This window comes from Kaistia dalseonensis (assembly GCF_030814715.1).
GTDB lineage: Bacteria > Pseudomonadota > Alphaproteobacteria > Rhizobiales > Kaistiaceae > Kaistia > Kaistia dalseonensis.
In genome coordinates this window covers 563,482-581,752 of the sequence record NZ_JAUSVO010000003.1, presented here as the reverse complement: position 1 = coordinate 581,752, position 18,271 = coordinate 563,482, and the positions used below count along the sequence as shown (strand labels likewise).

Genomic DNA, 18,271 nt, shown 5'->3' with positions numbered 1-18,271 from the left:
TAATGGGCTCCGCAGGCCGGTTTTTGACCGGTAGCGTTGCTTCCAGGGATGGGCGACCCATGGGCCCGTCGGGCCTAGAGGACTGGACAGAAATTGATGGCGTTTGAATTGGTTCTTGCCCGGCGTCGGTTCGTGGCCGCGCTGACCCGTCGCCTCGTCCTGATCGCCCCGGCGTCAGTTGTCCTCGGCGTGTTCATCATCACAATGCTTGGGCTCGCCGGTCGCGCCACAGACCCTGTTGACCTGCTTGCGGTCATATCGGGTGTCGCCGTGATCATCTGGACGGGCATCGTCACGCTCGTTGTTGCGCCTACTCCTTTTGAGGAGCGTCTATTTGCGGGAATGGTCATTGGCGTTGCGGTGACGGGTCTCGCTCTCGTTTTTGGAGTATTTGTACTGAACCTGTCACCAGGGGCAGCGTTTCTGCTTTGGCTAATATTTGCGATTCCCGCGGGAATGTGGATAGAATTGTCGTCGGACAAGATTGATCATTCGGTCTTGCTCGATTTCAACAATATTGCGGACGTTGCGATAATTGTATCCGTTTGCGTCATTGTCGGATATTTGTGTGTGGATTATGCCAACTCCACGCATATGTTCGCCGAGACGGGGCGGTACCCCTTGTGGGGTGACTATTTCATACACGGAACAACGATCGCTGAATTCAGTAGCCCGATGATGTTGGGGCGCGGCAATCCGATCCTTTCCGATCAGCATATCTCTGTTTACCACTACGCGCCGTTCCTCCTCATCGGTGTCATCGCGCAGGCCTTCGATCTGCCGGGCCTCGTGGCTGCAACGGCGCTTCTTCTGCCGATTGGCCTGGTGCTTGCGCTGGTTGCGGCTTTCGCCCTTGCATCCGAACTGGGGGGGCGCTCGGCGGGCCTGCTGGCAATTGCAGCTTTCTGCCTTATTCCGGATGCGGGAAGCTATGGACTTCGGAACAGCTTCTTTAGTTTCGACTGGCTCACCTTGATCGTGCCCGGGGCAGGCTACGGAATGGCGATAGCGTCAATCTTTGTTCTGCTAGTAACACGACATCTTCGTTATGGCGATTCGACTCTGTGGCTATGTCTAGTTCTTCTCGTGGCGCTGTTTAATTTTAGATTTCATGGATTGCTTATTGTCGTTCCAGCAGCCGCCCTAACTTGGCTGTCGAGATTTCCGTTTGTCCGGCGCAATTGGGGCTGGTTCGCGTCAATTGTCATTGCCGGAATCGGTGCTTTTCTTGTTTTTGGCTTGATTGCGCCGGATCGCGTTCTGGTTTTTGATCATCTATTTTCGGTTGGGCCGTTTCTTCGGGATGCGCACGGAGTTTTTGGCGTGCCGACGGCTTATGACGGTTTCTATGCCAGTGTCGTGTCGAGTCTTGGGCCCATATTGGGCGGATCTGTCGGGATCATCTTATTGCTGCCCGCTATCCTTGGGGCGTTTTGTCTGGTTCTTCCGATTGCGCTTGTGATGAGGATGAAAGGGGCAAAGGAAAGGGGGGGGTGGCCGCCGATTGTTGAATTATTTCCGTTTTACGTAATTGTCTCTTATATTGCTGTTGTTTTAGTTTCGCCGATGGCGGCGAATGGGGATTCATCCGAATACTCTCATCGGTCGTTTCCGTTTGTTTATTATTTTGTTGCGATATTTACATCATCATTTTTGGGAGGGTGGTTATTCAAGGCTAGATTGGAGCGGAGTCGGATTCTGGTACTCGCGCCGCTGGTTATGGCTGCGGTTTTCGTGGCCGCGATGAGAATTAGTCAATTTGATCCATCGAAACCGAAGGTCAGCTGGGCAAAGTTCAACTATGATGTGCCGGTAGACCCGAATACGGTGAGCGTGGCGGCAGTGCTCAAGAAGAATGCGCGCCCCGGAGATACGTTTGCTGTGTCCCCAGTTGACCCGAATGCCCTATTCGTGGATCTCGGCACAGTTATAGCCAGCCTGTCGAATGTCCCAACCTACGTCGGATCGCCTGCCGCGCTCATGGGAGAAGGGGCCGAGCGCCAGCATGTGGTATTCGCGCGCCTTGGACAGTTGAAGGCTATCGAGGGGTTCCGAGATGCACCTTCGGTTGCCGCGGCTCTGCATGCGATTGGGTTGGATTGGTATGTGGTCTTGACGAAAGGTGTCCCGTCCTTTGATCCGGATACGAGGTTCGCGGCCTACAAGACGCCGGGCGCCTATATATATCGCATCAGTCCGTTGGGGGCATTCACAGGAGTTGAACTATAAACCATAGAGTGCCGATTGGCGCCTTGCTAGCAGTCTGAGACTGGGAGCTATGAGTTCAATCGAGCCCAAGGTTACGTGGACGATGTCGCTCATCACGCCCCGGTCATCGATCCTGCGCGCGCCGGGCTGGTTCAACGAGGCCATGACTTTGGCTCGAGCTTCTGGAAGGTCGACTGACAGCTGCCGTTTTCGCGACGGACGCCAGCGGTCGCCGCGCTTGCTTCCTGCTCCTTCAGAATTCTTGCGATCTCTTCCTCTGTTGACCGTGAGGCTCGCATGGTCTCACCGGAATAGGCGGGAGATGTTCTCGGCTGAATTCGCGAGCGATTAGATGCGATGGCTCGAGCGCCCAGCTTGATGCCGGCCGGGGTCTTGACCGGTATTCTGGCATATCCCTTTGCGTCGGCAGTTGCCTGATGTTAGTGAGGGCACGAAAGCCTCCTTAAGCTCATCCTTTTGCGTTGGGGGCGTCTGCTCGGGTTGATTTTCTGCGATCAACTGGGGCGCCTCTCGGGAGCTAAGGTCTTCTCTATGAAGGGTATTATTCTTGCGGGTGGGAGTGGGACCCGGCTTTATCCGGCCACGTTCGCAGTTTCCAAGCAGCTCTTGCCCATCTACGACAAGCCGCTTGTCTATTATCCGATCACCACTTTGATGCTTGCCGGGATCCGCGAGATTTTGATCATCTCGACGCCCGAGGCGTTGCCGATGTTCGAGCGTCTGCTCGGGACGGGCGAGGATTGGGGGGTGCGCTTTTCCTACGCCGAGCAGGACAAGCCGCGCGGTCTGGCCGAGGCCTTCATCATTGGCGAGGAGTTCATTGCAGGCGACCGTGTAGGCCTTGCGCTCGGCGACAACATGTTCCACGGCGCTGGCTTGACGGCTCAATTGCAGGAGGCGTCGACCTTCACCGAGGGTGGAGTTGTCTTCGCCTATGAGGTCGACAAGCCGAGCGACTATGGCGTCGTTGCCTTTGATTCAGAAGGCCGGGCGGTGTCGATCGAAGAAAAGCCGCCGGAGCCGAAGAGCAACTGGGCGGTGACGGGCCTTTATTTCTATGATCAGGAAGTGGTTTCGATCGCCAAATCGGTTCGCCCGTCGGCTCGCGGCGAACTCGAGATCACGTCGATCAACCAGCATTATCTGGCCGCTGGCAAGCTCGACGTCGTGCCGCTTTCCCGAGGCACCGCCTGGCTCGATACCGGAACATTCGACGGCTTGATCGCGGCGAGCCAGTTTGTGCAGGTGATCGAGAAGCGCCAGGGCCACAAGATCGCTTCGCCCGAAGAGATCGCCTGGCGGCTTGGTTTCATTGAAACCGAGGCCTTGGCTGCCCTCGCGCGCCGCTACAAGAATGATTACGGCCGCTATTTGAGCCGATTGGCAGAGGGTGGGGCCAACGAAGCTTTCCCGCTGCGCAAATCGCGGCCCGATCACTGATGGGCCAAGGGTCGGTCAGCGTCGTCACCGTCACGTTCAACAGTGCGCATATTGTGCGCACTGCGCTTTCTGCATTCTCGCCTGATGTGGAAGTCATCTGCGTCGACAATGCGAGTTCGGACGATCTCGATACGGCGCTGGAGGGGCTGAACGTTCGCCGGATCAACAATCCGGTCAATGTCGGCTTTGGCCGTGCCTGCAATCAGGGATTGGCGGCGGCTTCCGGTGAGTTTGTCCTCTTCATCAATCCGGACGTCGTCTTCGAAAAAGACACGCTCTCGGCCCTGCTCGATGCAGCCAAGCGCTATCCCGATTGTGGCGTGTTCCTGCCACTGACCCGGCGTCCCGACGGTACGCTCTGGTTGCGCAACAGCGCAGCCGGGCTTCGTCTTCAGCGCAAGGGTCGCGACGATGCCGACCAGATAGCTGGGGATTTCTGCACCCAGTTCCTGGATGGCAGCGTGTTCATGATCCGACGCTCCCTTTTTCTGGAGATCGGCGGTTTCGACGAAAATATATTCCTCTATTACGAGGATGATGATTTTTCGCGGCGCCTTCAGGCCAAAAAAGCGCCCATTATTGTAGTCGCGAATGCAAATTCGAGTCATGCCATTGGTAAATCGGTTCCCAATAGCGTTAATTACAACTTTAATCGTAATAAGCATAAGAAGATATCTGAGATTTATTACAAGCGTAAGTATAATATACGCTATAGTTCTTCGGTAGATTTTGTGAATCATCTCCTCAAGGTTGTGGTTTATGCCGTGACACTGGACCGAATGCGGCTCGCGGGCGCGCTGGGGCGTCTGGTCGGTGTTTTCAGCCACATCACAAAGCGATAAGCATGGCGGCCGGCCTTTATCGACAGCAGCGGACAGGACGAAATGAAGCTGACGCGTTTGGACATTCCCGACTTGATCCTCGTGGAGCCGAAGCGGCATGGCGACAATCGCGGCTTCTTTTCCGAAGTCTATAAGCGCCCGGCATTCGCTGATTTCGGCATCGACATCGACTTCATGCAGGATAACCAGTCGCTCTCCGTCGAACCGGGCGTTGTGCGCGGGTTGCATTTCCAGGCTCCTCCCCATGCTCAAGCCAAGCTGGTGCGTGTGTTGAAGGGGGCGATCCTCGACGTTGCCGTCGACATCCGTCGCGGCTCGCCGACCTATGGCCGGCATGTGGCAGTCGAGCTTTCGGCCGAGAATTTCCTGCAACTGCTGGTGCCTGTCGGATTCGCGCATGGCTTCTGCACGCTCGCGCCCAATACCGAGGTTCTCTACAAGGTTTCGGACGGTTACAGCCCCGAATGCGAGGGTGGTATCGCGTGGAATGATCCGGCGATCGGTATTGCATGGCCTGTCTCGGCCGAGACCGCCGTGCTCTCGGCGAAGGACAAGCTCTATGGCGGGCTCGACAGCTTCGAGACGCCCTTTGTCTATGACGGCTCGGCCGTGGAGGCATGACGATGAAGATATTGGTCACAGGTGGCGCGGGTTTCATCGGTTCGGCGGTCTGCCGCCAGCTGATCGAGGACACCGACCATGAAGTCGTCAATCTCGACAAGCTGACCTATGCGGCCAATCTGCGCTCGCTCGATCCAATCGCAAGCGACGCGCGCTATTCTTTTGTCCAGGGTGACATTGCGGACCGCGCCTTTGTCGAGGACGTCTTTCGCCGCCACCGGCCCGATGCGGTGATGCACCTCGCCGCCGAGAGCCATGTGGATCGTTCGATCAGCGATCCGAGCGCCTTCGTGCGCACCAATGTGCTCGGGACGGCCGTGCTGCTCGAAGCGGCGACGGCCCATCGCGATCAGTTGCCGTCCAGCGAGCGGGATGCGTTCCGCTTCCTGCATATCTCGACCGACGAGGTCTATGGCTCGCTCGGACCCGAGGGCAAGTTCACCGAGACCACGCCTTATGATCCGAGCTCGCCCTATTCAGCCTCCAAGGCGGGCGCCGATCATCTGGTCTCGGCCTGGTTCAGGACGTTCGGCCTGCCGACACTGATGACCAACTGCTCGAACAATTACGGGCCTTATCACTTCCCGGAAAAACTCATTCCGCTGATGATCCTGAATGCGCTCGAGTACCGGTCGCTGCCGGTCTATGGCGACGGATCGAACATTCGCGACTGGCTCTATGTGGAAGACCATGCGCGAGCCCTGATCGCCGTGCTCGAAGGCGGGCGGCCGGGTGGAAAATACAATGTCGGCGGCAATGCGGAGGCGACCAATCTTTCGGTCGTCGAGACGATCTGCGATCTGGTCGATCGCCATGCCGGCGCGAATGGCGGCTCGTCGCGCCGAGAACTGATCCGCTTCGTCACCGACCGGCCGGGACACGACCATCGCTACGCCATCGACGCCTCGCTGATCGAGTCGGAACTCGGCTGGAGGCCGCGCGAAACCTTCGTGACGGGCCTTGAGCAGACGGTGCGCTGGTACCTCGACCGCCGCGACTGGTGGGAGCCGTTGCGCCAGGGCGTCTATAGCGGCGAGCGCCTCGGCTTGAGGCAGGTCAAGGGCTGATGCCTGCGCCGATCCTCGTCTTTGGCCGGAGCGGGCAGGTAGCCCGGCGACTGATCGCGACAGCCGCCGAGCGGTCAATTCCGCTCGTAGCCTTGGGGCGGCCGGAGATCGATATCGCGGACGGGGCGAGCATTGCCGATGCGATCGAGAGGCTGAAGCCAGCGGTCATCATCAATGCCGCTGCCCATACGGCTGTCGACTTCGCAGAGAGCGAGCCTGATGCCGCGATGGCGATCAACGCCGATGCACCGCGCCATATGGCGGAGGGCGCTGCGCTGAACGGGATACCGTTCCTGCATATTTCGACGGATTACGTTTTCGATGGCGCCAAGGTTGGTGCTTATGTCGAGACGGACGCGACCAACCCGCTCTCTGTCTATGGCCGCTCGAAGCGCAGTGGCGAAGAAGCGGTCATGGCTGCCCATGGCGATGGTTCGGCGATCTTCCGCACCTCATGGGTCTATGATTCTGAAGGCAAGAACTTCCTGCGAACCATGCTGCGCCTCGCGGCCGATCGGCCGTCGCTGAAAGTGGTGGACGATCAGTTCGGGGCGCCGACGCCGGCGCGCCTCATTGCGGAGACCTTGCTTGATATAGCGGACAACGTCGTCCGGAACGGCTTCCAAGATCGAACCGGCCTCTATCATCTCGTCGCATCGGGCGAGACGAGCTGGAACGGCTTTGCCAAGGCGATCTTCGCCGAGGCGGCCGCGCGAGGTCTGCCTTCGGCCGAAGTGCTGCCGATCGCGACCGTCGACTACCCGACGCCGGCGGTACGGCCAAAGAACTCGCGATTGTCGACCGAGCGGCTGCAGCGCGACTACGGCCTCGCCATGCCCGACTGGCGTGTTGGCCTCGCGATCTGCATGGACGAGATCGCCGCTGTGACGCCAAAGGCAGAGAGCGTGAATGGCTGAGGCTTTCGAGGCCCCAGCCGGCTCGGCCTCGCACGAGCCGGGTGCGCCTGAACCGGGGTCGGTGACGCTGCCAAAGCCTGGGCGCTATATTCTATCGGCGCAATTTCCGCCTGCCGACCTGCCGTTTTCGACGCTGCGTTTCGGTCGCTCCGGCGATATGCGGTCGATGGAGGTCCCGGCTTTGCCGGCCGTCCAATATTACCTCAAGGCGGAGTCGGGCGGGCTGTCGCTCGCCATGCCGGGTGCGACGCACTTTGACGTCCGGCCTTTGCGTATGTCCGACTGGCTGGTGTGGCGGAACCTCCGCCGCCGCGACCGTTATCTGCTGCCGATTGGCCATGGCCTGACACTGCACCCGCTCCTGAAGGGAATCGGGCCGGAAGGCCGCGAACTGATGCGCACGGTGCGCAATTTGCGGGGGTGGGGGTTCGGGCTGCAATCGTCGTCGCTGGAATATGCCGTCAGGCGGCGCTTTCAGGCGCCGGCTCGCACGGACAGTCATGTCGTCAGCACCCGTGGCTTGCGGATCGCGATCGTCCTGCACCTCTACTATGTCGACCTGTGGCCCGAATTCGAGACGGCGTTGGCGGCGATCGAGCAGCCGTTCGATCTCATCATCACCATCGTGGCGCCGGACCAGGCGTTTGCCGATCGGGTGGCGGCGAAATTCCCGCGGTCGACGGTGGTGGTCTATCCGAACAAGGGCCGCGATGTCGGGCCGTTCCTGCAATTGCTGCATGAAGGGCGCCTCGAGGGCTTCGACATCATCTGCAAGCTTCATGGCAAGCGCTCGGCCCGGCGCGGCTTGCGGGCCGTGCTGGGCACGGTCTGGCGCTGGACGCTGATCCGGGAGCTTCTGGGCTCGACCGGTGTCGTGCAGGAGATCATCGATCGTTTCGCCGACGATCCGTCGATCGGCATGATCGGCGCACGACGTTTTCGCCTGCCCAACAAGCATTTGGGCAATAAGGGCGCGTGGGGCGAGAACGAGGCGAATGTCTACGAACTTGCCGCGCGGCTCGGACTTGCCCGCGAGGCGGTGAAGCTCGATTTCTTTGCCGGCACGATGTTCTGGATCCGCAGCCCCGTGCTGGATGTCCTGAAGACGCTCGATCTCTCGATGGACGATTTCGCTGCGGAAAGCGGTCTCGTCGATGGCGCATTGGAGCATGCGCTTGAGCGCCTGTTCGGGATTGCCGTCGCGGCCGCCGGCATGCGGATCGACGATGTCAGCGACGATCCGGACGAGAACCAGCCCGAGGGGCGCTGAGCGGCGCGCTGACCGCCTTCATCGTTCGCCGCGACGGAAGGGCTGCATCAGCGCCTGCGGCACGCGCGCCCGCCGTGCCATGACGAGCAGTGCGACGATCGACATCAGATACGGGATCATCAGGAAGAGCTGGTAAGGCACCGCCTTGCCGACAATGTGCTGCAGGCGCAGCTGATAGGCATCGAAAAGCGCGAAGAGCAGGGCGCCGAGCAACGCCCGCTCGGGTCGCCACGAGGCGAACACGACCAGCGCAATGCAGACCCAGCCTCGTCCCTGCACCATCGTCGGGAAAAACGAGTTGAAGGCGGCGAGCGTCAGGAAAGCGCCGCCCATGCCCATCAGCGCGCTGCCGAAGACCACGGCGCCGATGCGGAGCCGGATCGGATCGATGCCCTGCGCCTCGGCGGCGTGCGGATTCTCGCCCACAATGCGGACCGCCAGGCCGAGCGGCGTCCGCGCGAGCCCCCAGGCAATGACAATCGCCAGCGCGACGGCCAGATAGGTCGGTGCGGTCTGGGCGAAGACGGCCTCGCCGAGGAAGGGAAGGTCCGAGAGCACCGGGATATGGATGACCTGGAACGGCACGATGGTCGGCGGCGTCCCGGAGACCGGGACGGAGAGGCGAAAGATGAAATAGGTCAGGCTCGAAGCGAAGAGCGTGATGCCGAGGCCTGTCACATGCTGCGAAAGGCCGAGCGTCACGGTCAGAAGCGCATGCAACAGCCCGAAGGCCGCGCCACCCAATGCCGCGGCGAGCAGTCCGAGCCAGAGGTCCCCGCCCTGGTAGACCGTCATCCAGCCGATCATGGCGCCGAAGGTCATGATGCCTTCAATGCCGAGATTGAGCACGCCGGCCCGTTCGCAGATCAGCGCACCGAGCGTGCCGAAGATCAGCGGCGTGGCAATGCGGAGCACGGCTGCCCAGAGACCGGCCGAGGCGAAGATATCGAGCGCGTCCATCAGCGGCGAATCCGGTAGCTGGTCAGGAACAGACCGACCAGCATGGTCAAGAGCGAGAGCGACACGATGACGTCGGCGATGAAGCTCGGCACACCCAGCGCGCGGCTCATGCCGTCCGCGCCGACGAACATGGTGGCGACGAAGAGCGCGGCGACGACCACGCCGAGCGGATGCAGGCCGGCCAGCATGGCGACGACGATGCCGGTATAGCCAAAGCCGGGCGAAAGATCGGTCGTCACATAGCCTTTCACGCCCATGACCTCGATCGCGCCGGCAAGGCCCGCGAGGCCGCCCGAGAGACAGGCGACCTTGACCAGTACTCCGGTGAGCGAGACGCCGGCGAAGCGCGCCGCGGACGGGTTAAGGCCGGCGGCACGGCTCTCCAGTCCGAAAAGGGTTCGCGACTGGATCAGCCAGATCAACAGTGCAAGGCCGACAGCAATGAGAAGGCCGATATGAAGCCGCGAGCGCGCGATCAATTTCGGCAGGCTCGCATCGCCGACGATCGGCACGGATTGAGGCCAGCCAAATGCCAGCGGATCCTTGAGCACGCCCTCGATCATCATCGAGACGAAGAGGACGGCAACGAAGTTGAGCAGCAGCGTGGTGACGACTTCGTCGACGCCGAAGCGCAGGCGCAGCGCCAGCGGCACCAGCAGCAGGATCGCCCCGGCGACCGCTCCGGCGACCATGAGGGCCGGAATCAGGGCGTAGGAGGGGAGATGCAGCCCATGCTCCGAGCCAAGCGCTGCCGCGGCCAATGCCCCGACATAGAATTGTCCTTCTGCGCCGATGTTCCAGAGCCGGGCACGGAAGGCGACCGCGGCAGCAAGTCCCGTCAGAATCAGCGGCGTCGTCCGAGTCAGCGTTTCCGTGATCGAAAGGCGCGAGCCGAAGGCGCCGATCAGCATGCGCTGATAGGCCTCCAGAACGGGGGCTCCGGCGATCGCGATCAGGATGCCGGCGAGAAGCAGTGCAGCGATGACGGCGCCGATCGGTGCAGCGATGGCGAGGGAGAGCGGAATGTTGGCGCGGCGTTCGAGGCGCATCAGGCGGCCTCATCCCAGACGCCGGCCATCATCAGGCCGAGGCGGCGTGGATCGGCAGCTCCGATCGGGATGGCTGGCGAGAGGCGGCCCCGGACGATTGCCTGCACGCGGTCGGCGAGTTGCAGGATTTCATCCAGATCTTCCGAGATCAGCAGGATGGCTGTGCCCGCCCGGCGCGCCGCCAATATCTCCGCATGCACGGCGGCAACGGCGCCTTCGTCGAGGCCGCGCGTCGGCTGTGCCGCAATCAGGATCCGCGGCGAGGTTGCGAGATTGCGGCCGAGGATCAGCTTCTGCATGTTGCCGCCGGAAAGAAGGCGGATCGGGCTGTCCGGCGTGCCGCCCCGCACATCGAAACGCTCGATCACCGTTTGGGCAAAGGCCCGGCTCGGCGTGCGTCTGACGAAGCCGGCGGCCGAAAACTCCGAACCGCGCACACGTTCGAGCACGGCGTTTTCCCAGATCAGCATGTCGCCGACGACGCCATCGGCGTTGCGGTCCTCGGGGATGCGCCCGACGCCGGCGGCGACGAAGCTGCGCGGGGAGGGCGCCTGGATTTCCTTGCCCAGCATTTCGAGCCGGCCTTCGGTGGGCTTTGCCAGACCGGAGACAAGTTGGCCGAGGGCGGACTGGCCATTGCCCGAGACGCCGATAATGCCCAGCGTCTCGCCGGCGCGCACCTCGAAGCTGACCTCCGAGAGAAGCTTGGTGCCAGACGACATGACATCGACCGAGGTCGCACGCATCAACACGGCGCCGGGAGCCTGAACATCGCGCTGCGGGCGAGCGACCCGGCGCCCTACCATGAGCTCGGCCAGTTCGTCCTTGCTCGTCTCCGCCGCGCGCCGCTCGGCCACGACCTTGCCGCCGCGCAATACGACGACGCGATCGGCCGCCGCCAGCACTTCGTGCAGCTTGTGGGAGATGAAGATCAGCGACAGGCCCTTCTCCGCCATGCCGCGCAGCGTGGCGTAGAGCTTCTCCGCTTCCTGATGGGTCAGGACAGCGGTCGGCTCGTCAAGGATCAGGATCCGAGCGTCGCGATAGAGCGATTTCAGGATCTCGACGCGTTGGCGTTCACCGACCGACAGGTCCCCCACGCGCGCATCGGGATCGACCGCGAGGCCGAACCGGGCCGAGAGCTCCTTGAGTTTGGCGCGGGCGCTCGACTTGTCGAGACCAAAGGAGAATAGCCTCTCCGTTCCCGCAATGACGTTTTCGATCACCGTCAGATTGGCGGCGAGCGCGAAATGCTGGTGCACCATACCGATGCGGGCTTCGATCGCCGCGCGCGGCTTGCCGGGCGGCAGTTCGTGACCGAAGGCGACGACCCGTCCGGCGTCGGGCGTGTAGTGACCGAAGAGAATGTTCATGAGCGTCGTCTTGCCGGCGCCATTCTCGCCGAGCAGCGCCAGCAGTTCGCCCTGGCGCAGCTCCAGCGTGACATCGTCATTGGCCGTCAGCGTGCCGAAGCGCTTGGTGATGCCTTCGAGACGCAGGACGGGTTCGCTCATTCAATTGGTTCCTTCCGGCAGCCCGGCGATCCGCGTGCTGAAGCTCCAGGGTGCGGCGCGTTGCAGGACACGTGCGAGGCGCAGCAAGAGGCCGTCACTCGCCATCGGGCCTATCAACTGGACGGGGAGCGGCAGGCCGCCGGCGTCGACCCCATGCGGAATCGTGAGCGCCGGCGTGCCGGCGACATTGGCGAGCGTCGCATAAGGCGCGAAATCGGTCATGCGCCGCCATTGCAGGTCTATGTCGCCATGGTCGAGCGGAAACGAGCCGATCGGCAGGGGCGGGCCGCTCAGCATGGGGGTGAGCAGCACATCGACCTCGTCGAACAGACGCCACATGGCGTGCGCGACATGAACGCCACCGAGTTCCGCCGCCTGCAGGGCGCGGGCCGTGATGCCGAGACCGCGCTCGGCGCAGGCACGCGTCAATGGTTCCACGCGGCTGAAATCGCTGAGTGAGCGGGCGAGGTTGACGCAGATGACGTGGTCGAACACCAACGCCGCCTGACGAACCAGCGGCGCGAGGCGCTCCGGCTCGATCGGCACGATGGTGTGGCCGGCCGCACGCAATATGTCCGCGGCGTGCTCGATGGCGGCACGGCGCTCGCTGGTGACGGGCGCGCCTTCGGCCACATCGACGCAAAGCCCGATCCGCAGCGGCTCGGTTGCCCGGTCGAGGCTCGCCAGCAGCGGCCCGTCGAGATCGGGATCGGGGAACGGGCCTTCGGCAGCGCCGGCGAAATGATCCAGTGCCGCTGCCGTATCACGCAGCGAGCGGCTGACGATCAACTCCGCCGCGATGCCGCCGATGTGATTGCCGAATGCCGGGCCGCCCGGCATAGCGCCGCGCGTCGGCTTGAGGCCGACCAGCCCGCAGCAGGCGGCGGGGACGCGGGTCGAGCCGCCGGCATCGGTGGCATGCGCTACCGCGACGATCCCGGCGGCAACGGCAGCGGCCGCGCCACCGGAAGAACCGCCCGGCGTACGCGACGGGTCGAGTGGATTGCGGGCAATCGGCCCGATCGCCGGCTCGCTCGAGAGTGCCAGGCCGAATTCGGGAACCGTCGTGAGGCCGAAGGGGAGAAGACCGGCGTGGCGGAAGCGGGTCGTGAGCGCGGCATCGACCGATTCCGCCGGGCGCTCGATGGCCGCCGAGCCGCAGATCATCGGCAGGCCGGCAGCTGTAGCACCGAGATCCTTCATAAGGAACGGAACGCCCAAGAACGGCTTCAAGCCGTAGAATTTCGGCCGTCGCGCGAGACCGGCATCGATCTCGGCAGCCTGTGTCCGGCCGAGATCGGCATTCAAGAACGAGATGGCACCGAGATCAGCGACCGCGTCGGCCCTGGCAATCGACGCCTCCATGGCGCTCGCCGCCGTCGTTGCGCCGGAGCGTATGGCTGCGGCAAGCGCAAGGCCATCATCGGGATCAGCAGGATTGCTCAAGATTGTGACCCCGAAGGAATCGTCATCGCGTGTTCCCCGTCTTCGGCCGATCGGAAAGGCCATACGATGAGCGATGCCGGAACGAATTCAATATCGCTGCTGCCGGAATCGACCGGCAGTAACAGCTTTCACGGGCAGCGGCAGGCCGGGCGCAGTCAGCCGGCCTGGATCGCCGGGCGAGGCCCGGCGATCGCCGTCGTGCCTCAGGTCGGCTCAGCCGGATCGACCGGAACCGTGAACGTGCCGGCCTTGATCGCAGCGCGCTTTGCTTCCATCGGGGCGATCGAGGCGGCGTCGACCATGCTTTCGGTGAAGACGATATCGTTGCCGCCCTCCTTCATGAAGGAGAACGAGCTGTAATCCTTGCCCGTCTTGACGCCGGCCTTCACATCGGCAATGGCGCCGTCGAGGATCGGGCGGAAATACCACATGGCATTGGCAAAGACGGTCTCGGGATAGCGCGGCGTATAGTCGATCAGCGAACCGACAGACTTCACGCCCTTCTCCTTGGCAGCGTCGGCCGTGCCGATGCGCTCGCCGAACAGGATGTCCGCGCCGGCATCAATCTGGGCGAGGCCGGCTTCGCGCGCCTTGGGCGGATCGAAGAAGGTGCCGATGAAGCCGTTCAGGAACTTGGCATCGGGGCGCACTTCCTTCACGCCGGCACGGAAAGCGTTGATCAGGATGTTGACCTCGGGGATCGGGATCGCGCCGACGGCACCGAACGTTCCCGACTTCGAGAGCGGTGCGGCCAGCATGCCGGCGAGATAGGCCGCCTCGTGGTTCCAGGTGCCGAAGGTGCCGAAATTGTCGCCCGAGGGCTTTCCGCTCGAACCCATGAGGAAGGCGGTGCCGGGGTAATCCGCCGCGACCTGCCGCGCCTCGGTCTCGACGGCATAGGATTCGCCGACAATGAGCTTGTTGCCGGCCTCTGCGTATTCGCGCATCGCGCGCGGGTAATCCGTGCCGGAAACGCCTTCGGAGAAGACATATTCGATCACGCCATCCTTGGCGGCGGCGAGCAGCGCCTCGTGAAGGCGAGAATTCCAGGCGTTCTCAACCGGCGAGGCGTGGATGCCGGCCACCTTCAGCTTTTCCTGGGCAAAGGCGCGTGGCGCCGCCAGGATCAGGCTGCCGGCAGCTGCGGTCATCATGAACGTGCGGCGCGAAATCTGATGCGACATGTCGAACTGTTCCCCTCTGGAAGCCACTTTTCAGCGCCCGCCCGACTTTGCCGAGCTTTTGTCTATCCGGTCAAATTCGACAATTTGTCCAAGATTTTGTCAAGCCCGCGAATTGGGCAGGTCTCGGACGCCGCATTGGGCAGCCGCAATCTGTCCCTGCGCCATTTCCCCTGGTCGGTAAGGCAATCAGCCCGTGCCGGCAGGCAATAGCGCCGACCCGCCTCGCGCCCGACCCAAGCCGGAACAGCGTCCGCTACCCGACAATCGGCGGCATATCAGGACCGCCGGTTGCCCTCCGCAGCCAATGGCTGGCCGGATCCGGAAGCGCGGGTGTAGATTTCCTCATACGAGACGACGAGCTTCTCCATCGACAGCAGCGCTCGCCCATCCGCGAGATTGGATGCGATGACCGCATAATAGTCAGCGTCGAGCATCCGCTTCATGGCCTGCCGCACGTTCGCTTCGAATGCGGCATCGTCCTCGATCATCGGGAATGTCAGGCCGAGCGGGCGATCCTGGATCTGGAGGATCTTGGAGATCTCGCCGATATCGGTGGCAATGACGGGTGTGCCCGCCTGAAGCGCTTCGACCAGGGTCAGGGGGTAAGATTCCCCGACATAGCGGGTCGGAAGGATGCAGCAGTCGCAGAGGCCATAGAACGACTGGATGTTGTCCTGATACCCCAGAAAATGGACACCGGGAACCTGGCCATAGTTTCTCTTGAGCGCGACGAGATCATCGCCGTCGCCGCAGAGCAGCAAGTGGACCGGCCGATCGGTCTCCTTGCGAAGCGCGACAAGGGCACGAATGGCGACATCCCATCCCTTCGAATAGACGGCGCGCGATGCGAGACCGAAGACGAACGCGTCCGGCTCGATGCCGAGTTCAGCGCGCGTGAAGGCAAAAGCTCCCGTGCTCGACGGCATTGCGTTGGGAAGCTGCGTGAACCGATCGCGCTCGACGCGGAGACCCTTCGTGTAGTTCAGGTTCTTGTCGGAAATATAGACCCACTGATCGACGTTACGCAGCAGCCAGTTGACCAGGGACGGGTCGAGCGGCACCGCCTCATACGAGCCGTGATGCGTCACGACATAGGGTATGTCGACCGATGCGAGCTTCTGGTGAAGCCACATGTCGGAAACGATGTTGTGCGTGTGGATCAGGTCGACGCCATAGTCGCGGAGGAACCGTTCCAGCCCGATGCTCTCGACGAAATCTTGCGTGAAGATCGGAATGCCCGGCGCCACGAGACGGCGCACACGTGCATTGCTGTTTTCGGTCGTCGCAATGAGCAAGGATACGTCGTGACCGCGCCGCGACAATTCGTTGGCCAGATGGATCGGAAATATCTCGCCGCCACCCGTCTGCAGTCCGTAGAGCGCGATGACGATATGCTGGATCGTGCGCGGCTCCGAGACAATGTCACGGAATGGAAAGCGCTCGATGAACTGGCTTGCGGCGCTCTCGCCGAATGTCGAGCGATAATGATCCTGGACGCGATCGAGCATCTTGCGTGTTGTCTCGATGCTGACGCGGTGGTGCCGGCGCAGGGCCTTCGCCAGAGCCACATGCTCCTCGTAGAACGCATCGCCCCGATAGCTCAGCACGGATGTGTTGGCGCCGTGCCGACGGAAATATGCGAGAGCCTTGGGTTCATAGGCTATGCGTCCGCCATGCGCGAAACGGCTGTAGAGATACCAGTCGCCGCAGACCTTGTAGGAGAGCAGTTCCTGCAGCAGTTGAGGGTCGATCCGCTGCTTGCGGAACAGGCAACCGCCAACATTGGGGATAACATTGGCGATGCCGAATGCGCCGTCAAACCAGGTCTGTGCGCTCTCGATATGGGGCGCGTCCCAGTAACCAGGCCTGATGCCTTCGCGGTAAGCATCGAGATCGGGCGACGGATTGCCGTCCCGATCGATGTAGTTCACCTTGCCGAATGCGAGCAGAACACTGGGATCGTCAAGATGGGGCGACAGCGTCATCAGGAAATCCGGGTCGCAGCTATCGTCGCTCTCACAGATCCAGATCAGGTCACCCTGGGCTAGTTCGATCCCTTTGGCCCATTGGCCGAAGATACTGCCAGAATTCTGCTCATTGACGATAACCCGAACCGGGATTGTCGCACCCTCTATGGCGCGAGCAATCACGGCGCGGCTGTCATCCGTCGAGGCATCATCCAGAATGATGATCTCGGCCACGCTCTGGGTCTGACCCAGTATCGAGTTCAGCCGCTCCTCGAGAAAGGGCGCGTGATTATAGTTCGGGACGATCGCTGATATGCGCTTGCCGGTCGGATCAGGCGTCGAGTTCTCCCTGACCACCTCGGCGCAGGCAGCGAGATAGGCATAGCCATAGCGCTGGTCAGGCTCGAGATAGGCGCCCTCGGCCCACTCGTTCCAGGCGTTGATGAAGACGAAGCGCTCTTCCGGACGGTGGCCGCGGGCGACCTTGAAGCAATGGCGAAGCCAGCGGGCAAACAGCGCCGGCGAAGCGCCATGGAAGATATGGCCGTCGAACGGCCGGCGCGCGGAATTGTCCCAGCTCGGAATGGCGCCGGGATGGATCATCCCGGGAGCCACCGGGGGCCTCGACGTCACGATATCGACGAGTGATTCATAGCTGTAGATCGGGCCGCCCGTCCTGACGGACGCCAGTTCGAGCTTGTCCTGAAGCTGCTCCGCCTGAATTGAATGGGGCGGAAATTCCGAGAGAGCGTCAAAGCCGTACTCGGCGAATTCCTTGAAGTTGAAGGAGCTCGTGGCGATGAGATAGATGCCGGGATAGCCAAGCTCCAGCGCCTGCTGCCGCCATACGGCGATCGTATCCTTCATGTGATCGATAATCGCCGGCCGATATACAGAGAGAACCGGCTTTCCATCGACCTTCATATATCGATCATCTTTGAAATAGCGATCAATATAGCGAATGAAGGCAATATCGTCTTCGCGCGAGTGGTTCTGGGCGATCAGAAGCTCGTTGTTGCCGCCGTCCCAACGCTTGGACCAGTTTTCATTGGCCCAGGAGAGCGCGAACTGCAGATCGAGGTCCTTGTTGTTGAGGAACGACTCGATCGGCAGTTCAAGGAGCCGCTTGCCCGCGAACCAGTAGAAGTGGAAGCAGAACGCCGTGATGCCGTGCTGCTTGGCGAGTTCGACCTGGCGCCTCATCGTGTCGATCACGCGGAGGTCGTAATAGCCGAGTTCACCGGGCACGCGGGGCTGGTAGTGGTCGGCGAAGACCGGGAAAGCGCGCGTCACATTGCGCCATTCGGTGAAGCCCTTGCCCCACCATTTGTCGTTTTCCGGAATCGGATGAAACTGCGGCAGGTAATAGGCGATCAGCTTGACGTCGCAGGCTGCTGCCGGCGTCTCTTCGGCCGACAATTCGACAAAGTCCCGCAACAGGGGATTGCCGACTGCATTACGGACGTAGCGTCGGAAGAGGACAGAATCGATGGTCCCGCCTTCACCCGCATCCCTGGCCGGCCGTGTGGGTGTGTTGCGTGCTGCGATCTGGGCCGCACGAAATCGCTTGCGCTTCGCCGGGTTGGTCGGGTGCCGCCAAGCGGCCCTGATCCGAAGGATTTGTTCCGACTGAGCAAGACGCAGGATCATCCGGCCGATCTCGCGAACTGGTGCCGTAAGCCGCCAGCTCAAAGACGACTTCAACGATGCAATCTTGTCCGTGAGCTGGAGCGATACATCCTCTACGTGGTTCGCTCGCGCAGTC

General features: G+C 61.9%; 13 protein-coding genes. 7 read left to right on the top strand and 6 right to left on the bottom strand.

Going from position 1 to position 18,271, the window contains the following annotated elements:
- Nucleotides 1–96: 96 nt before the first annotated feature.
- The 7 genes from QO014_RS13215 (at nucleotide 97) to QO014_RS13185 (ending at nucleotide 8,386) form a co-directional block, all read left to right on the top strand.
- On the top strand, nucleotides 97–2,229 hold the full coding sequence (locus QO014_RS13215) for a hypothetical protein (RefSeq protein WP_266349165.1): 2,133 nt from the start codon (nucleotides 97–99) through the stop codon (nucleotides 2,227–2,229).
- 531 nt (nucleotides 2,230–2,760) lie between these two features.
- Complete coding sequence (rfbA, locus tag QO014_RS13210) at nucleotides 2,761–3,669, top strand: glucose-1-phosphate thymidylyltransferase RfbA (RefSeq protein ID WP_266349326.1); 909 nt, start codon at nucleotides 2,761–2,763, stop codon at nucleotides 3,667–3,669.
- Nucleotides 3,669–4,511: a glycosyltransferase family 2 protein gene (locus QO014_RS13205; RefSeq protein ID WP_266349164.1), complete on the top strand. Its 843-nt coding sequence runs from the start codon at nucleotides 3,669–3,671 to the stop codon at nucleotides 4,509–4,511. Before rfbA ends, QO014_RS13205 begins: the two co-directional genes overlap by 1 nt.
- Before the next feature lie 42 nt (nucleotides 4,512–4,553).
- A complete protein-coding gene (rfbC, locus tag QO014_RS13200) occupies nucleotides 4,554–5,132 on the top strand; it encodes a dTDP-4-dehydrorhamnose 3,5-epimerase (protein ID WP_266349163.1) in 579 nt (192 codons plus the stop codon).
- Nucleotides 5,133–5,134: 2 nt separating this feature from the next.
- On the top strand, nucleotides 5,135–6,199 hold the full coding sequence (rfbB, locus tag QO014_RS13195; RefSeq protein ID WP_266349162.1) for a dTDP-glucose 4,6-dehydratase: 1,065 nt from the start codon (nucleotides 5,135–5,137) through the stop codon (nucleotides 6,197–6,199).
- Nucleotides 6,199–7,116: a dTDP-4-dehydrorhamnose reductase gene (gene rfbD, locus QO014_RS13190; RefSeq protein WP_266349161.1), complete on the top strand. Its 918-nt coding sequence runs from the start codon at nucleotides 6,199–6,201 to the stop codon at nucleotides 7,114–7,116. The genes rfbB and rfbD overlap by 1 nt, the downstream gene beginning before the upstream one ends.
- Nucleotides 7,109–8,386 (top strand): rhamnan synthesis F family protein, encoded by a 1,278-nt coding sequence (locus QO014_RS13185; protein ID WP_266349160.1) that lies wholly within the window; start codon nucleotides 7,109–7,111, stop codon nucleotides 8,384–8,386. The genes rfbD and QO014_RS13185 overlap by 8 nt, the downstream gene beginning before the upstream one ends.
- An 18-nt stretch (nucleotides 8,387–8,404) precedes the next feature.
- Here the strand turns inward: QO014_RS13185 and QO014_RS13180 are convergent, their stop codons facing one another.
- The 6 genes from QO014_RS13180 to QO014_RS13155 all read right to left on the bottom strand — a co-directional run bounded on the left by QO014_RS13180 (nucleotide 8,405) and on the right by QO014_RS13155 (nucleotide 17,943).
- The gene (locus tag QO014_RS13180) at nucleotides 8,405–9,346 is read right to left on the bottom strand and encodes an ABC transporter permease (RefSeq protein WP_266349159.1); all 942 of its coding nucleotides are present in this window, start codon (nucleotides 9,344–9,346) and stop codon (nucleotides 8,405–8,407) included.
- Nucleotides 9,346–10,395: an ABC transporter permease gene (locus tag QO014_RS13175; protein ID WP_266349158.1), complete on the bottom strand. Its 1,050-nt coding sequence runs from the start codon at nucleotides 10,393–10,395 to the stop codon at nucleotides 9,346–9,348. Before QO014_RS13175 ends, QO014_RS13180 begins: the two co-directional genes overlap by 1 nt.
- Nucleotides 10,395–11,909 (bottom strand): ABC transporter ATP-binding protein, encoded by a 1,515-nt coding sequence (locus QO014_RS13170; RefSeq protein ID WP_266349157.1) that lies wholly within the window; start codon nucleotides 11,907–11,909, stop codon nucleotides 10,395–10,397. Before QO014_RS13170 ends, QO014_RS13175 begins: the two co-directional genes overlap by 1 nt.
- The gene (locus QO014_RS13165; RefSeq protein ID WP_266349325.1) at nucleotides 11,910–13,274 is read right to left on the bottom strand and encodes an amidase; all 1,365 of its coding nucleotides are present in this window, start codon (nucleotides 13,272–13,274) and stop codon (nucleotides 11,910–11,912) included.
- Nucleotides 13,275–13,558: 284 nt separating this feature from the next.
- The gene (locus QO014_RS13160; RefSeq protein WP_370877132.1) at nucleotides 13,559–14,539 is read right to left on the bottom strand and encodes a BMP family protein; all 981 of its coding nucleotides are present in this window, start codon (nucleotides 14,537–14,539) and stop codon (nucleotides 13,559–13,561) included.
- Between the two features lie 275 nt (nucleotides 14,540–14,814).
- Nucleotides 14,815–17,943 (bottom strand): glycoside hydrolase family 99-like domain-containing protein, encoded by a 3,129-nt coding sequence (locus tag QO014_RS13155; RefSeq protein WP_266349156.1) that lies wholly within the window; start codon nucleotides 17,941–17,943, stop codon nucleotides 14,815–14,817.
- Nucleotides 17,944–18,271 lie beyond the last annotated feature (328 nt).

Excerpts from the sequence above, each read along its gene's own strand:
- QO014_RS13215 (WP_266349165.1), top strand. The coding sequence starts at position 97 with ATGGCGTTTGAATTGGTTCTTGCCCGGCGTCGGTTCGTGGCCGCGCTG.
- rfbA (WP_266349326.1), top strand. The coding sequence starts at position 2,761 with ATGAAGGGTATTATTCTTGCGGGTGGGAGTGGGACCCGGCTTTATCCG.
- QO014_RS13205 (WP_266349164.1), top strand. The coding sequence starts at position 3,669 with ATGGGCCAAGGGTCGGTCAGCGTCGTCACCGTCACGTTCAACAGTGCG.
- rfbC (WP_266349163.1), top strand. The coding sequence starts at position 4,554 with ATGAAGCTGACGCGTTTGGACATTCCCGACTTGATCCTCGTGGAGCCG.
- rfbB (WP_266349162.1), top strand. The coding sequence starts at position 5,135 with ATGAAGATATTGGTCACAGGTGGCGCGGGTTTCATCGGTTCGGCGGTC.
- rfbD (WP_266349161.1), top strand. The coding sequence starts at position 6,199 with ATGCCTGCGCCGATCCTCGTCTTTGGCCGGAGCGGGCAGGTAGCCCGG.
- QO014_RS13185 (WP_266349160.1), top strand. The coding sequence starts at position 7,109 with ATGGCTGAGGCTTTCGAGGCCCCAGCCGGCTCGGCCTCGCACGAGCCG.
- QO014_RS13180 (WP_266349159.1), bottom strand. The coding sequence starts at position 9,346 with ATGGACGCGCTCGATATCTTCGCCTCGGCCGGTCTCTGGGCAGCCGTG.
- QO014_RS13175 (WP_266349158.1), bottom strand. The coding sequence starts at position 10,395 with ATGCGCCTCGAACGCCGCGCCAACATTCCGCTCTCCCTCGCCATCGCT.
- QO014_RS13170 (WP_266349157.1), bottom strand. The coding sequence starts at position 11,909 with ATGAGCGAACCCGTCCTGCGTCTCGAAGGCATCACCAAGCGCTTCGGC.
- QO014_RS13165 (WP_266349325.1), bottom strand. The coding sequence starts at position 13,274 with ATGGAGGCGTCGATTGCCAGGGCCGACGCGGTCGCTGATCTCGGTGCC.
- QO014_RS13160 (WP_370877132.1), bottom strand. The coding sequence starts at position 14,539 with ATGTCGCATCAGATTTCGCGCCGCACGTTCATGATGACCGCAGCTGCC.